This window comes from Streptomyces sp. NPDC004111 (assembly GCF_042874215.1).
In the GTDB taxonomy this organism is placed as follows: domain Bacteria; phylum Actinomycetota; class Actinomycetes; order Streptomycetales; family Streptomycetaceae; genus Streptomyces.
Genome location: NZ_JBIAMU010000018.1, coordinates 22,673 through 36,379 on the forward strand (window position 1 = coordinate 22,673; position 13,707 = coordinate 36,379).

General features: G+C 71.9%; 14 protein-coding genes. 9 read left to right on the top strand and 5 right to left on the bottom strand.

Translation table 11 applies throughout. The annotated features are described in order from the left end of the window. Positions 1-238: 238 nt before the first annotated feature. The 3 genes from ACFYVL_RS31035 to ACFYVL_RS31045 form a co-directional block, all read right to left on the bottom strand. Positions 239-1,402 carry an oxygenase MpaB family protein gene (locus tag ACFYVL_RS31035; RefSeq protein WP_389250728.1) on the bottom strand — a complete coding sequence of 388 codons (1,164 nt, stop codon included), beginning with the start codon at positions 1,400-1,402 and terminating at the stop codon, positions 239-241. Positions 1,403-1,588: 186 nt separating this feature from the next. Continuing rightward, positions 1,589-2,713: a polyprenyl synthetase family protein gene (locus ACFYVL_RS31040; protein WP_389250730.1), complete on the bottom strand. Its 1,125-nt coding sequence runs from the start codon at positions 2,711-2,713 to the stop codon at positions 1,589-1,591. Further along, entirely contained in the window at positions 2,706-2,990 is a 285-nt protein-coding gene (locus tag ACFYVL_RS31045; protein WP_389250732.1) for a polyprenyl synthetase, read from the bottom strand. The genes ACFYVL_RS31040 and ACFYVL_RS31045 overlap by 8 nt, the downstream gene beginning before the upstream one ends. A gap of 176 nt (positions 2,991-3,166) precedes the next feature. Between ACFYVL_RS31045 and ACFYVL_RS31050 the strand changes: the two genes are divergently transcribed. The 7 genes from ACFYVL_RS31050 to ACFYVL_RS31080 all read left to right on the top strand — a co-directional run bounded on the left by ACFYVL_RS31050 (position 3,167) and on the right by ACFYVL_RS31080 (position 10,009). Then, complete coding sequence (locus ACFYVL_RS31050) at positions 3,167-3,811, top strand: PadR family transcriptional regulator (protein ID WP_389250734.1); 645 nt, start codon at positions 3,167-3,169, stop codon at positions 3,809-3,811. Between the two features lie 77 nt (positions 3,812-3,888). Next, positions 3,889-4,899, top strand: a complete 1,011-nt coding sequence (locus tag ACFYVL_RS31055) for an ATP-binding cassette domain-containing protein (protein WP_389250736.1) — start codon at positions 3,889-3,891, stop codon at positions 4,897-4,899. After that, complete coding sequence (locus ACFYVL_RS31060; protein ID WP_389250738.1) at positions 4,899-5,681, top strand: ABC transporter permease; 783 nt, start codon at positions 4,899-4,901, stop codon at positions 5,679-5,681. Before ACFYVL_RS31055 ends, ACFYVL_RS31060 begins: the two co-directional genes overlap by 1 nt. 257 nt (positions 5,682-5,938) lie before the next feature. Continuing rightward, positions 5,939-6,976, top strand: a complete 1,038-nt coding sequence (locus tag ACFYVL_RS31065) for an aminoglycoside phosphotransferase family protein (RefSeq protein WP_389250740.1) — start codon at positions 5,939-5,941, stop codon at positions 6,974-6,976. A gap of 63 nt (positions 6,977-7,039) precedes the next feature. Then, the gene (locus ACFYVL_RS31070) at positions 7,040-7,720 is read left to right on the top strand and encodes a TetR/AcrR family transcriptional regulator (protein ID WP_389250742.1); all 681 of its coding nucleotides are present in this window, start codon (positions 7,040-7,042) and stop codon (positions 7,718-7,720) included. A 53-nt stretch (positions 7,721-7,773) separates the two neighbouring features. Next, entirely contained in the window at positions 7,774-9,744 is a 1,971-nt protein-coding gene (locus ACFYVL_RS31075) for an alpha/beta fold hydrolase (protein WP_389250744.1), read from the top strand. 73 nt (positions 9,745-9,817) lie between these two features. Further along, the gene (locus ACFYVL_RS31080) at positions 9,818-10,009 is read left to right on the top strand and encodes a DUF4177 domain-containing protein (RefSeq protein ID WP_389250746.1); all 192 of its coding nucleotides are present in this window, start codon (positions 9,818-9,820) and stop codon (positions 10,007-10,009) included. A 55-nt stretch (positions 10,010-10,064) separates the two neighbouring features. Here ACFYVL_RS31080 and cynR read toward each other — a convergent pair whose 3' ends face one another. Next, on the bottom strand, positions 10,065-10,973 hold the full coding sequence (cynR, locus tag ACFYVL_RS31085; protein ID WP_389250748.1) for a transcriptional regulator CynR: 909 nt from the start codon (positions 10,971-10,973) through the stop codon (positions 10,065-10,067). Positions 10,974-11,162: 189 nt separating this feature from the next. Here cynR and ACFYVL_RS31090 point away from each other — a divergent pair, with 189 nt between their 5' ends. Next, positions 11,163-11,918 carry a hypothetical protein gene (locus tag ACFYVL_RS31090; RefSeq protein ID WP_389250750.1) on the top strand — a complete coding sequence of 252 codons (756 nt, stop codon included), beginning with the start codon at positions 11,163-11,165 and terminating at the stop codon, positions 11,916-11,918. A gap of 42 nt (positions 11,919-11,960) precedes the next feature. Here the strand turns inward: ACFYVL_RS31090 and ACFYVL_RS31095 are convergent, their stop codons facing one another. Beyond that, entirely contained in the window at positions 11,961-12,413 is a 453-nt protein-coding gene (locus ACFYVL_RS31095) for a nuclear transport factor 2 family protein (RefSeq protein WP_389250752.1), read from the bottom strand. Positions 12,414-12,772: 359 nt separating this feature from the next. On the opposite strand from ACFYVL_RS31095, the gene ACFYVL_RS31100 reads away from it, so the two are divergent. Continuing rightward, positions 12,773-13,690 (top strand): ABC transporter permease, encoded by a 918-nt coding sequence (locus ACFYVL_RS31100; RefSeq protein ID WP_389250754.1) that lies wholly within the window; start codon positions 12,773-12,775, stop codon positions 13,688-13,690. Positions 13,691-13,707: the final 17 nt, after the last annotated feature.

The window sequence follows — 13,707 nt, forward strand, 5'->3', positions numbered from 1 at the left end:
CCAAAGGAAAAGGGGGTTCAGTTGGAGAACTATCCAAGGCTTGCCTATGCGGCCCCCGATAAGGCAGGTTGTCACCACCGAGTTCGTCCCCGGTGCCGGACCGCCGTCGCGCGGCCCGTCCCGGCCCCCCACCACGTCCCACCCGGACGCCCTGAGACCGCCGTAGGAGCCGTACTCCGATGCTCGAAAAGCTCTTGCCGTACCCGGGTGCGTCCACGCACCCCGACGGCTCTCGGAATCAGTGGTTCACGGTGGGTGCGGGCGGTGTCCAGCGCCGGGTGCGGGAGGGCGTCGAGGGGACGCCGTACTCCTGTCGCAGCTCCTCGGGGATCGCGTAGTGCATGACGCGTCCGCGCGTCAGGGAGGACAGTTCGAAGACCGTCGTCAGATGGCCGAGCCGGTCCAGCGCCCAGGCCCCGAACGGTGACCGGTCCTCGATGGTCTCCAGCACTCCGAGCAGGTGGGGCACCGCACGGACCACCGTGTCGAAGCGGGTGCGGGGCACCTCCAGCCAGTTCGCGCAGGTGTCGCCGACCAGGTGGCGGATCAGGGCGGAGACGATCGGGTCGAGCACCGTGCCGGGCACGACCTCCTCGTAGAGGTCGATGAGCTGCCGGGTCAGCCGCGCGCCCTCCGGGGACGGCCCCATGTACCGGACCATGTAAAGGTCGAGGAACTGCCGGGCCTCCTGGAGGTTCTGCGGTACCGCTTCCTGGTCGACGCCGAGCATGGCACCCACCACGCGCCACGCGTAGTAGTACGCCTCGGCGCCCTCCGTGGACATGTGGATGCCCAGCCGGTGCAGACTGTCCAGCACGAGCATCGAGAAGAACATCTGCCCGCCGATCATGTCCTCCTGGCAGATCGGCACCCCCGGGACCCCCGCGTCCAGGCGGCCCTCGCGGCGGAGGTGGTGCCGGATGGAGGCGTGCAGCAGACGCACCTTCTGCGCCGCGGGAATGAAGCGGCTGCCCGCCTCGAAAGCGTCCGGCCGCATCAGATGGACGGTGAATTGGCCCGTCTCCGCCATCCGCTTGGAGGGGTAATTCAGGCCGTGCGACGCCGACAACAGCTTCGCCACGTGCGGAACGACATAGCACGCCGGCATGGAGGCGAAGGAGAGCGCCGTGGAAATGTGCACGTTGTTGTCGAGGAAGAAGAGCCGGGCCTTCTCCATTTCCGCCCAGTCCACCCAGTCCGGCGGCGCGCTGGTGGCCCGCAGGTACTCCCGGGCCACGTCGGGCAGCCCCTCGGGGAGAGGTGCGCCGACGGTGGACACGTACCGCATCAGGCTGTTGAACCTGCCCACCTCTCCCCGTTCGAAGAGGGTGGCGACCGTGGCGTCGGCCAGCTCGTCGCCGACGTGCCGCAGGGCGTCCATCGATGCTTCGGTGGGGATCATGGCGGGGCTCCTCGTCGCTGTGTGATCGATGTGCGGGTGCGGGTGCGGGTGCGGGTGCGGGTGCGGTTCACGCCCGGCGGGAGCGGGCGGATGGTGGTGGCGAGTGCGGCTCAGGCGGCCCGGTCGCCCCGGGCTCCGGGTTTCCGGCGGTGGCCGGTGCTCCTGGCTCCCCGGGGTGCGGTCGTGTCAGGAGTGCCGGACCGACGCGGAGTGCGCCAGCGAGGTGAGGGCGCCGAGCGCGGCCCGGGGCAGGTTCAGGGCGTCGAGGGCGTCCAGCGACTCGTCGACCCGTACGGCGATCAGCTTCTCCACGCGCTCCGGCGCCCTCAGCCGGCGCATCACCTCGCGCACCGCGTCCGGGCGGGTCCCGGCGGCGGCCTGGTCACCGGTGCGACGGGCGCAGGCCGCGTCCCCCGTGCCGCCCTGTGCGGTACCGCCGTGCGTCGCGTCGTCGGCGCCGAACAGCTCGCGCAGCAGACCGCGTTCCTCCTCCCCGGCCAGGTGCCAGGTCTCCGCGAGCAGGACGGTGGGCCGGCAGCCCCGCACGTCGTCGGCGTCGGCCTTCCCGGTGAGCGCCGGGTCCCCGAACAGGCCCAGCAGGTCGTCCCGCAGCTGGAACGCCTCGCCCAACGGCAGCCCGTACGCCGAGTACCCGGTGCGCAGCCGCTCGCCCGCCCCGGCCAGTGCACCCCCGATCAGCAGGGGCTGCTCCACGGTGTACTTGGCGGTCTTGTACCGCACGACCTTCAACGACGCCGACGTGTCCGGCACGGCACCGGTGTGCAGGATCTCCAGGCACTCGCCCGCGACCAGGTCCCGGGCCAGCGCCGCCCAGAGCGGGCGGGCCCGCCCGAGATAGGCGGCGGGCAGCCCGCTGGTCACGAACAGCTGCCCGGCCAGCGACATCAGCAGGTCACCGACCAGCATGGCCAGCGACCGGGCGGCCTCGGCGGGCGCCGGGTGGTGGGTCACCGCGTCGCGCAGCGCGATGTGCGCGGTGGGCCGCCCGTGCCGCAGGGGGCTGTCGTCGATCAGGTCGTCGTGCACGACGGCTGCCGCGTGCACCAGTTCCATGGCTGCAGCCGCCCGCACCAGGGCGTCGCTGTCCGGCTGGCCCGCTGCCCGCCAGCCCCAGTAGCAGAACGCCGCGCGGAGCCTTTTGCCGGACGCGGCGGCGCCCGCGACCTCCTCGGCCACCGGCCCGAGCGCGGGATCGACCGCCGTGAGCCGCTCGCTCTCCGGCAGGACGAAGGTCCGCAGCGCCTCGTCCACCCGCGCCCTGAATCCGGCCGCCTCCCACCCCTCAGACACCGGCGTCACCGTCTGCCCGCCGGGCCAGCGCGTGCCGGGCGAGCGTCTCCAGGTGCGCGGGCGGTGCCGCCGCGAACCGGTCGAGCACCAGCCGCCCGCGCGCCACCAGTTCCTGCTCGGCATCCGCCGCCAGTTCGGCGCCGTCCGATCGCCGCAACAGACCCCGGGCCACCCCGAGGGCCGAGCCCACCGTGCTCACCGCCAGGTCCGCCAGACCCACCGCCAGCAGCACCACTTGAGCTTCCGGACCCTCACGGTCCGCCGTCTCCCGTGCCATCCGCACCCCGCCCCTCGCCGTGACCGGCACCGCTCGCGTGCCGCTGTCTCCAGCGTGGTGGCGCGCGGGGCGGGAGTCCGGGCGAACTCACCAACGAGTGATCACCTCGCTGACGCGTACTAACCTCGTCAAAGTTGATGAGACCGGGGAATTCAGACAGGGAACGAGGTACGGCGATGTCGGCGATCCGGCTGCTGGTACTGGGAGCCGTGCGCGGGCACGGCCGGGCGCACGGCTATCAGGTCCGCAACGACCTGGAGTACTGGGGCGCCCACGAGTGGTCCAACGCCAAGCCCGGCTCGATCTACCACGCCCTGAAGCAACTGGCCAAGCAGGGACTGCTGCACGCGCACGAGATGGCGCCCAGCGCCGTCGGCGGCCCGCCGAGGGTCGAGTACGAGATCACCGAGGACGGCACGGAGGAGTTCTTCAAGCTGCTGCGCGAGTCGCTGACGTCCTTCGACCAGAAGACGGACATGCTCTCGGCCGGCCTCGGCTTCATCGTCGAGCTGGAGCGGGCGGAGGCCGTCGCCCTGCTCAAGGAGCGGGTGAGCGGACTGGAGGGCTGGCGGCGGGGCGTCACCGAGCACTACACGCCCGAGAGCGGCCCCCAGTCCCTGGGCCACATCGGCGAGATCATGCACATGTGGATCCACACCGCCGACGCGGGCGCCGAGTGGACGCAGGGCCTCATCGAGCGGATCGAGGGCGGGGACTACACCTTCGCGGGCGAGGAAGGCGAACCCTTCGTGGGGGTGCTCGTGGACGGCCAGGTGAACCCCTGGGCGACGGGTGAGAAGCACCCCGAGGACCAACGCTAATCAAGTTTGACTAATCGAGGGGCGGGGTGTACCTTCGCGGCCTTAGTCAAGTTTGACTAGCTGACGGAGGGGTGAAGTTGGCTGACGCGTTGGTCGTCGAAGGAGTACGGAAGCGGTACGGGAAGAAGGTCGCGCTGGACGGGCTCGACCTGACGGTGCGGGCCGGCACGGTGCACGGCGTGCTCGGGCCCAACGGGGCGGGCAAGACCACCGCCGTGCGCATCATGGCCACCCTGCTGCGGGCGGACGCGGGACGCGTGGAGGTAGCGGGACACGACGTGCGGAAGCGGCCGGCCGAGGTGCGCCGGCGGATCGGGCTCCTGGGCCAGCACGCCGCGCTGGACGAGGAGTTGAGCGGCCGGCAGAACCTGGAGATGTTCGGCAGGCTCTACCGGCTGGGCGCCCGCGGGGCCGGGGCCAGGGCGGACGAACTGCTCGCCCGGTTCGGCCTGGCCGACACCGGCCGCAAGGCGGTCAAGCTGTACAGCGGCGGCATGCGGCGGCGCCTCGACCTCGCCGCCTCGCTCATCACGGACCCGGACGTGCTGTTCCTGGACGAGCCGACCACCGGGCTCGACCCGCGCGGCCGGGCGGAGGTGTGGGGTGCGGTGCGCTCGCTGGTCGGCGGCGGCACGACCGTCCTGCTGACCACCCAGTACCTGGAGGAGGCCGACCGGTTGGCGGACCGCATCGCGGTGATCGACGGCGGGACGGTGATCGCGGACGGCACGGCCGACGAACTGAAGGCGAAGGTGGGCGGCGACCGCATCGACGTCGTGGTGCGCGACGCCGTGCAACTGGACGCCGCGGCGATGCTGTTGGGGACCGCGGCGGCGGTCGACGAGGACCGGCGGCTGGTGAGCGCACCGGTCGACGACCGCATGGCGGCGCTCACCGGTGCCGTACAGGCGCTGGCGGGAGCGGGAATCGTGGCGGAGGACATCGCGGTGCGCAGGCCGACCCTGGACGAGGTGTTCCTGCACCTGACGAAGGAGGGACCGGGGAGGGGCGACGCACCGGAGGACCGGTCGGCACAAGTCCGCCCGCGGCGGTCCGGCCTGCCGCAGCAGACGAAGGAGAGCGTGTGATGTCTCTCGGTTACGCCCTGAGCGACTCCTGGACCCTCACGCGCCGTGAACTGGCGCACTGGGCACGCCAGCCGGTGCAGGTGGTGGTGGGACTCGCCTTCCCCGTGATGCTGCTGCTGATGTTCGGCTTCCTGATGGGCGGCGGCAAGGGCCTCGAAGGGGAGTACGTCGACTTCCTCGTGCCCGGCATGCTGGCGCTGACCATGGTCTTCGGCCTCGACGCGACGATGCTCGCGGTCACCCAGGACCTGAACCGCGGAGTGGTCGACCGCTTCCGCTCCATGCCGATGGCTTCGGGCGCGGTACTGGTCGGGCGCAGCGTCGCCGACATGCTCCAGTCGACCGTGGGCCTGGCCGTGATGATCGGGGTCGGGTACGCGATCGGCTGGCGCTGGCACGGCGGCTTCGCGGCGGCCCTGGGAGCCGTGGGACTGCTGCTGCTCCTGCGGTTCGCGATGCTGTGGATCGGCATCCATCTCGCGATGGTCGCGGGCAAGCCGGAACTCGTCCAGGCGGTGCAGATCCTGGTCTGGCCGCTGGGCTTCCTGTCCAACGCGTTCGCCCTCCCGGAGACCATGCCGGCCTGGCTGGGCGCGGTCGTGCAGTGGAACCCGCTGTCGGCGACGGCGACGGCGGTGCGCGACCTGTTCGGCAACCAGACGGGAACGGCGACCTCCTGGGCCGCCGAACACGCGGCGATGCTGGCGGTGGTGTGGCCGGCGGTGCTGATCGCGGTGTTCTTCCCACTGGCGGTACGCCGGTTCGCCCGGCTGAGCCGCTAGGGAGTCCCCGGTGGATCGGGCCGGGTGCGTGGGCCCGGTTCAGGGGTGCCTCCGGGCCGGGTGTGCGGGCCGGTTCAGGGGTGCCTCCAGGGTGCGTGCGCGGCGGGTCCGGTGCGCGGTGCGGCGAGGGGGCGTGCGGGGGGTGTGCCGTCCGGGGTGTGCGGCTGGCCGCCGTGCGCCCCGGGCGGCGCCTTTCGGCGGATCTCCCTGCCTTCCCGAGCCCGCCGCCTCGGCCGGTCGGCTGCCAGGATGGGCGGATGAGGCCGCGACTGAGGTTCGGGGAGCACTTGCGGGCCGAGCTGGGGGTGCCCCGCGGGCCGCGTCTGCTGGACAGCAGCCCCCGCTCGCACGTGTGGCGCGTCGAACTCCCCGGCGGGCCCGCGGTGGTCAAGCATTTGGCCGACGGTCCCGGCGCGGACGAGCGGTACGCCCGCGAGGTCGCGGCGCTGCGGATCGCGGGCCGTGCGCCCGTGGTGCCCGCGCTGCTGGCCACCGACCCCGCCGCCCGCGTACTGGTCCTGGAGCACCTCGACCACCAACGTCCGCCCGGCGACTGGACCGTGGGCTACGCCGCCGCGCTCGCGACGCTGCACGCCACGGCGCGCCCGGCGGACGCGGGCACGCTGCCCCCGTGGCAGGCCCCCGGCCGGGCGGACGTCGAGGCCTTCCTCCGTCTGGCCGAAGCCCTCGGGGTCCCCGTCACCCCCGCCCACGCGGCGGAACTGGACGGCCTGACGGGCCGCCTCGGCCGGGCGCCGCGCAACGCCCTGCTGCACGGCGACCCGTGCCCCGGCAACGACCTCCACACCGCCGCCGGAGTCCGGTTCATCGACTTCGAACAGGCGTCGCTGGGCAACGGGCTGATGGAACTGGCCTATCTGCGCATCGGCTTCCCGGCCTGCTGGTGCGTCACCGCGCCACCCGCACCGGCCCTGGCGCGCGCGGAAGACGCCTACCGCGCCGCATGGCGCGCGGCGACCGGCACGGAACCCGGCGGAAGCAGCCTCGCCGACGCCTGCGCGGGCTGGCTCCTGCGGGGCGACGCGCTGGTCGAACGGGCCCACCGCGAAGGCGCCGACCACCTGGCCGGGGCCGTGCGGAAGGACTGGACCTGGGGCACCGCCACGGCCAGGCAGCGCCTCGCCCACCGCCTCGCCGTGGTCGGCCGGCTGACGGCGGACGACCCCGCCCTGAGCGCCACCAGCGCCCTCGCCACCGCCGTGCACCACCACATGCGCGCCCGCTGGCCCGCACTCCGCCCCGTCCCCGCGGCACTTCCGGCCACGGCGTGGTGACCTTCGGACTCGCCAAATGTCGCTAAGTGACATAGTGTCGTTGAAGGGCACTGGAGAGAGGCGGTGGCGCGAGCGATGGCGGTGACGAAGCGCGGCGGAGGGATGAGCGAGCAGCGGCGTGCGCGGCTGCGGCTGGAGATCTCCCGCGAGGCGGCACGGCTGTTCTGGGAGCAGGGTGTGTCCGCGACGAGCGGCGATCAGATAGCCGAGGCCGTCGGACTGTCGACGCGTACCATCTGGCGCCACTTCCGCAACAAGGAGGCCTGCGCCGAGCCGATCGTGATGCAGGGTGTCGTGACCCTGCTGGGCGTGCTGCGCCGCTGGCCCCGGGAGCTGTCCCTGGAGGAGCACCTCCTCGCCTCGCTGGGCGGGCCGGGCCGGGAGAAGCCGCCCGTCGGCCTCGCGGACGAGATGCTCGCGATGAAGATGATCCGGCTCGCCGACACCGAGCCCGCGCTCCGCTCCGCATGGCTGATGGCCTGCGACCAGACGGAGAGCGAACTGCGCGCGATCATCGGCGAACGGCTCGGCAGACCGGCCGACGACCCGGACGTACGGGTGCACGCGGCGGCGGCGGGCTCCGTGGTGCGGGTGCTCGACGAGCACATCGGCAACGCCATCCTCGACGGCTCCGACCTCACCGGAATGACGGAACTGCAGGCCCTCACCCGCCAGTACGCCGGCGCGATCCGCACCGCCACCGACGGCGCGGTCGGCGACCCGATCGGCGACGGCCGGGGCTGAGCGCCGCGCCACCACCCCGGCGGCGGCAGGTGCCGCACCGGGACGAACCCAGCATGCCGAACCAGCAGGACAAGCCCAGAAGGGTGCGCGACATGCCATATTCCGCCCGTACGCACGACGTTCCGCGGCTCGCCGTCGAGGACATCTTCGGCTCGCCCGTCCGCACCGGTGCGACGATCTCGCCCGACGGCACCAGAATCGCCTACCTCGCGCCGTGGCGGGACCGGCTCAACGTATGGGTGCAGGGCGTCGACGACGACGTCAGCGAAGCCCGCTGCGTCACCGCCGACGACCGGCGCAGCGTCCTGCGCTACCACTGGACCGACGACCCGCGCTGGCTGCTGTACGAGCAGGACGGGGCCGGCGACGAGAACTGGCACGTCTTCCGGGTGGACCTGGACGACCCGGACGCCGAGGCCGTCGACCTCACGCCGTACCCCGGCGCCAGGGCGGTGGGCCTGGAGCTGAGCGTGGCCAGGCCGGGCCGGGCCACCCTGCACCTGAACCACCGCGACCCCCTCGAATTCGACCTCTACGAACTCGACATCGCCGCGGGCGAACTGACCGTGCTGGCCCAGAACCCCGGCCACGTCGGCGGCCTGCTGCACACGCCCGACGGCGAGCTGTACGGCCACGGGCTGACGGCGGACGGCGACATCGAGCTGTCGCGGTGGGACCCCGAAACGGGCCGGATGCACCCCGTCATCACCTTCGACGGCACCGACTACCCCCTGGACATCCAGCCCTTCCGGCTCACCCCCGACGGCACCGGCGCGTGGATCGGCTCCAGCCGCGACAGCGAACGCACCCGGGTGGTGCGGCTCGACCTGGCCACCGGCGAGGAGACCGAGGTCGACAGCCACCCGCTGTACGACCTCGACCCGCGCTCCGCCGTCTTCCCGACCCTGCCCTCACCGCTCGTCCTCGACCGGCGCACCGGGGAACTGATCGGGGTGCGCTACCTCGGCGAGCGGCAGGTGATCCAGCCGCTGGACCCGCACTTCGCCGCCGTACTGGAGAACCTGCAAAAGCTCTCCGACGGCGACCCGATGGCCCTGTCGTCCGACGAGAGCGGGCAGCGCTGGGTCGTCTCCTTCGGCCACGACCGCGACCCGGGCGTCACCCACTACTACGACCACACCACCGGGGAGAGCCGCCTGCTGTTCCGGCCCTTTCCGCACCTGGACCCCGAAGTCCTCGCTCCGATGACACCGGTCACCGTTCCCGCGCGCGACGGACTCGACCTTCCCGCCTACCTGACGCTGCCCGTCGGAGTGGAGGCCTCGCGGCTGCCGATGGTGCTGCTCGTCCACGGCGGCCCGTGGCACCGGGACAGCTGGGGCTTCGACCCCACCGCCCAGTTCCTCGCCAACCGCGGCTTCGCGGTCCTCCAGGTCAACTTCCGGGGGTCCACCGGGTACGGCAAGGCGTTCCTCAAGGCGGGCATCGGGGAACTGGCCGGAGCCATGCACCACGACCTCGTCGACGGCGTCGACTGGGCCGTCGCGCAGGGGTACGCCGACCCGGACCGCGTCGCGATCTTCGGCGCCTCGTACGGCGGCTACGCCACCCTGGTCGGCGTCTCCTTCACCCCCGACCTGTTCGCCGCCGCGATCGACTTCTGCGGCCCCTCCAACCTCGTCACCTATCTGCGTACCGCCCCGGAGTTCGTCAAGCCCTACATGATCAACAACTGGTACCTGTACGCGGGCAACCCGGACGACCCGCAGCAGGAGGCGGACCTCTGGGCCCGCTCGCCGCTCAGCCGGGTGGACGACATCCGCACGCCCCTGATGGTGATCCAGGGTGCCAACGACCCGCGCGTCGTCCAGGCTGAGTCCGACCAGATCGTCGAAGCGCTGCGGGCCCGCGGGGTCGAGGTCGAGTACATGGTCAAGGAGGACGAGGGGCACGGCTTCGTGAACCCGGAGAACAACATCGACATGTACCGCGCGGCCGACCGGTTCCTCGTCCGGCACCTCGGCGCTACGCCGCCCGGAGCGGAGGAGTCCGGCAGCAGGTAGCCCGCACGCCACCCGGCCGGCACCCGTCGACCGGCATCGACCCCCATCGAGCGATACGTACGGAGGCAGACACATGTCCGCACAGTGGGAGTACAAGATGCTGTACTACAAGCTCAAGATGAAGGGCTTCGACTACGGCCAGATGGAGAAGGACCTCAACGAGCTGGGCCGGGAGGGCTGGGAGGCGTTCAGCACGCTCGCACCCAGCTACGGCTCCGGCCAGGCCATCGAGATCACCGTGCTGCTGAAACGGGCCAGCGTCTGACCACGGGCCGGCGTCCGACCACGGGCCGGGGTCCGACCGCGGGCCCCGGCCGGCCCTACGGGGCGGGCGCGTACCCGCGTGCGCTGACGAGGTCCTGGGTCAGCCGGGTGAACGCGCGGGCCGCGGCACTGCGGTAGGCGCCCTCGCGGTGCAGCAGGGTGACGGTCCGGGTGGGCAGGGCCGGGTCCAGGGGCACGGGGGTGAGGTGCGGGTGGTCGTGCGTGATCGCCTCGGGCAGCACGGTGGCCAGTTCGGTGCGCTGGACGATCTCGGTGAGGGCCTGGATGGACGTGGCCTCGACCGCGATCCGCGGGGCCGACCGGTGCTCGGCGAAGTAGTCGTCGATATGGCCGCGAGTGGCGAAGTCCCCACTGAGGAGGGCCAGTTGTTCGTCCTTCAGCGCGTCAACGGGCAGCGGCCGGGGCAGCGCCCGGGTACGCGCGGTACCGGTGACCAGGGTCAGCGTCTCCGTGAACAGAGCGGTGGGGGTGATGCCGGGCAGGTGGCTTCCGGCGAAGGCGATGCCCACGTCGAGACCGTCGGCGAGCAGGGCCGCCTCGATGCGGTCCTGGGTCATCTCCATCAGGGTGAGGCCGACACCGGGATGGCGGGCGTGCAGCTCGGCGGTGAGCGGACCGACGAGGTAGGTGGTGAAGGTGGGGGTGACGCCCAGCCGGAGGTGGCCGCGGGAGAGGTCCTGCACGTCGTGCACCGCGCGTTCGGCGGCGGCCAGGTCGCGCAGCGCCCGCCTGGCGTGGTCGGTGTACACCGCCCCGGCGTCGGTGAGCCGTACGGTGCGCCCGGTGCGGTCCAGCAGCTGCACCCCCAGCGTCCGCTCCAGCTGCTTGATCTGCTGGGAGAGCGTGGGCTGCGAGATGTGCAGCTCCTCGGCGGCACGGGTGAAGTTGCCCTGCTCGGCCACGGCGAGCAGATAGCGCAGGTGTCGCAGTTCGAGAGCGGCCATGAGACGCATCATAGGTGCGATCGATGGATCTTCGGTCTCGTCGCTCCTGGACGCTATAGGCACAGCTCGTCCGGGTCGCGATTCGCGCGACGGCCGACGCGTGGGCCGCTTGCCGGGCAGACCGCCGCACCTCGTGGATGCCGCGGGGGTGCGCGGAGCGCCCGCAACGCCGGGGGTTAGGGTCCGGGGATGCACGAAGATCAGGACGGCGTCAGAAGACACCAGGGCGCGGTCAGGCGCCTGACCTCACTGCCCGCCCCGGTCCTGGTGCTGCTGGGCGCGGTGCTGCTGTTCGTGGTGCTGAACTGCGTACAGGCCTCCCCGCCCTACGCCCGGCACCTCGCTTCGCGGACGATCCTGTCGGCCAAGGACCTCGGTTACCCGTGGCAGCGCGCGGACGATGCCGAGGACTTGGTCGACGGCGATCTGCAATCCGTCCCGCGCTCCCTCTCGCCCGCCTGCCACGACAACCAGCGGACCGTCGAGGATCTCTGGGACCGGCGGGCCGACACCTCCTTCCCCGGAGCCCACGCCGTCTACCGGTACTCCGGCGACGCCTACGACGAGTTCCGGATCGTGGTCGCCCGGCTCCCGACCGCCGGGAGCGACCGCCTCTTCCAGGCCCTGGAAGAGTCCCCGGCGCTGTGCGACGGCATCCGCGAAACCGCCGAGGAGCGCGACTCCCTCTACGGCTGGAGCTACGCCGTGAAGACCCTCCCGGACCCCGGGCTGGGGGACCGCAGCATCGCGGTGCGGCGCTTCGACACCCCGGGAGGCGGCGCGGACTGGCCGGGGCACGGCCGGACCCAGTACGCGATCCAGAAGGGCTCGTACGTGGCCCTGCTGACCTTCGTCGGCCGCGAGGAGCGCTTCACGGAACGCATGGCCGGGACGGTCCGGCACCTGCTGATCACGGCCGCGGACAAGCTCGACCGCGCGCAGTGAGGCCGCTGCTCGGCGAGCCCCGTCCGGGGGCGGGCGCACGGGTCACACCGCCGGTGTCGCCCCGGGCGTGGCGCAGGCCTCGGCGATGGCCCGGGTGTCCCAGTAGAAGGGGCGGACCTCGGTGATCCGGCCGTCCCTGACCGTGAGGGTCTGCAGCATCGGGAAGCGAAGCTCCCGGCCGGTGGCACGGGCCCGTGCCCGGATCCGGGTGGACACCACCGAGGTCCCGCCGATGGCGAGGAACTCCTGATCCGTCATGGCGAAGGTCTCCCACACCCCGCCCATCGTGCGGAAGAACCGGGCCAGCCCCTCGTGCCCGCGCCAAGTGCCGCCGTACGGGAGGCCCTCGGCCTGGTGCAGCGCGACGTCGGGCGCGAAGAACGGTGCGAGCAGATCGAAGGAGGCCGCGTCCGGGCCCCCGGCCGCCAGGTACTCCGCCTCGGCGGCGTACATACCGGTGAGGACGGTGTGCGGGTCGGTGGTGGGGTTCGTCATGGCGTCAGCATGGTGGGCGGGCGCGGCACGGGCTGGCGGCGATCGGACATCGTCCTGGAGTCCGACCCGACATCCCGCGATGACCATCGAAACGCTCAATCAATATGGCTTTTGATCATTGAATGTGTTGGTGAGATTGCAGTTCACCTTGGAACGGCGAAATGTGAGCGGGCTCTCACCTGGTCGTCCGTTCGGTGCTCCGCCGCGGGGGAATGTCCGACTCGTACGCAATCTCTGTGGCGGGAACATTGCGGGCCTGTTGCGCACAACAGGGCGCACGACATGAGCGGTTCGCAAACGGTCATCCAGTGCGGAACCCGATTTGCCGGGCGCCGGGCGGCTGGATTCTCATAGCGGCCATGTCAACGATCCGCGCCCTGCGCGCAGACCGCACCGGCCTGGCGGCGTTCGCCGTGGTCCTGCTCTTCGTGGTGCTCGCGCTCGCCGCACCCCTGATCACGGCCCTCTACGGGAAGAACGCCACCGAGCACTACGGGCAGAACACGCCCGGCCTGCTCAGCGCCGAAGGGCTGCCGATGCTGCCCAACGGCGGCATCTCGGGGGAGTTCTGGTTCGGGATCGAGCCGGGGCTCGGCCGGGACGTGTTCGCCCAACTCCTCTACGGCATCCGGACGTCGCTCCTGGTGGCCGGTGTCGCGGGGGCCGTCATCGCCGTGGTCGGGGTCGTCGTCGGACTGGCCGTCGGATACCTCGGCGGCGTCACCGACCGCGTCTTCGGCTACCTCTCCCACATCCTGCTCGCCTTCCCCACCCTGCTCCTGCTGCTCGCACTGGGCCCCGTCGTCCGCACCAGGTTCGTCGATCCGGGCGAGAACGAGCCCGCCTGGATGCAGTTCACCGTGCTCGTCCTGGTGTTCGCCGCCTTCGGCTGGGTGCCGCTCGCGATGATGCTCCGTACGACCGTACGGTCCCTGCGGGAGCGGGAGTTCATCGAGGCGGCCCGCGCCTCCGGGGCCGGCCGCCGGCACATCCTGCTTCGCGAACTGCTGCCCCACGTGTGGGCGCCGGTGCTGGTGAACCTCAGCCTCACCCTGCCCGGCATCGTCACCGCGGAGGCCGCGCTCTCCTTCCTCGGCGTCGGCATCGACGAACCCGTCCCCGACTGGGGGCGGATGATCTCCCGGGGCGCCGAGGTCTTCTACGACGACCCGACCTACATGGTCTTCCCCGGCGTGGCGATCCTCCTCTTCGTCCTCGCCTTCAACCTGTTCGGCGACGCGCTGCGGGACGCGCTCGACCCGCGCGCCGCCCGCTGAACCACCCCGTACCACCA

Excerpts from the sequence above, each read along its gene's own strand:
- ACFYVL_RS31035 (WP_389250728.1), bottom strand. The coding sequence starts at position 1,402 with ATGATCCCCACCGAAGCATCGATGGACGCCCTGCGGCACGTCGGCGAC.
- ACFYVL_RS31045 (WP_389250732.1), bottom strand. The coding sequence starts at position 2,990 with ATGGCACGGGAGACGGCGGACCGTGAGGGTCCGGAAGCTCAAGTGGTG.
- ACFYVL_RS31050 (WP_389250734.1), top strand. The coding sequence starts at position 3,167 with ATGTCGGCGATCCGGCTGCTGGTACTGGGAGCCGTGCGCGGGCACGGC.
- ACFYVL_RS31060 (WP_389250738.1), top strand. The coding sequence starts at position 4,899 with ATGTCTCTCGGTTACGCCCTGAGCGACTCCTGGACCCTCACGCGCCGT.
- ACFYVL_RS31065 (WP_389250740.1), top strand. The coding sequence starts at position 5,939 with ATGAGGCCGCGACTGAGGTTCGGGGAGCACTTGCGGGCCGAGCTGGGG.
- ACFYVL_RS31075 (WP_389250744.1), top strand. The coding sequence starts at position 7,774 with ATGCCGAACCAGCAGGACAAGCCCAGAAGGGTGCGCGACATGCCATAT.
- ACFYVL_RS31080 (WP_389250746.1), top strand. The coding sequence starts at position 9,818 with ATGTCCGCACAGTGGGAGTACAAGATGCTGTACTACAAGCTCAAGATG.
- cynR (WP_389250748.1), bottom strand. The coding sequence starts at position 10,973 with ATGGCCGCTCTCGAACTGCGACACCTGCGCTATCTGCTCGCCGTGGCC.
- ACFYVL_RS31090 (WP_389250750.1), top strand. The coding sequence starts at position 11,163 with ATGCACGAAGATCAGGACGGCGTCAGAAGACACCAGGGCGCGGTCAGG.
- ACFYVL_RS31095 (WP_389250752.1), bottom strand. The coding sequence starts at position 12,413 with ATGACGAACCCCACCACCGACCCGCACACCGTCCTCACCGGTATGTAC.
- ACFYVL_RS31100 (WP_389250754.1), top strand. The coding sequence starts at position 12,773 with ATGTCAACGATCCGCGCCCTGCGCGCAGACCGCACCGGCCTGGCGGCG.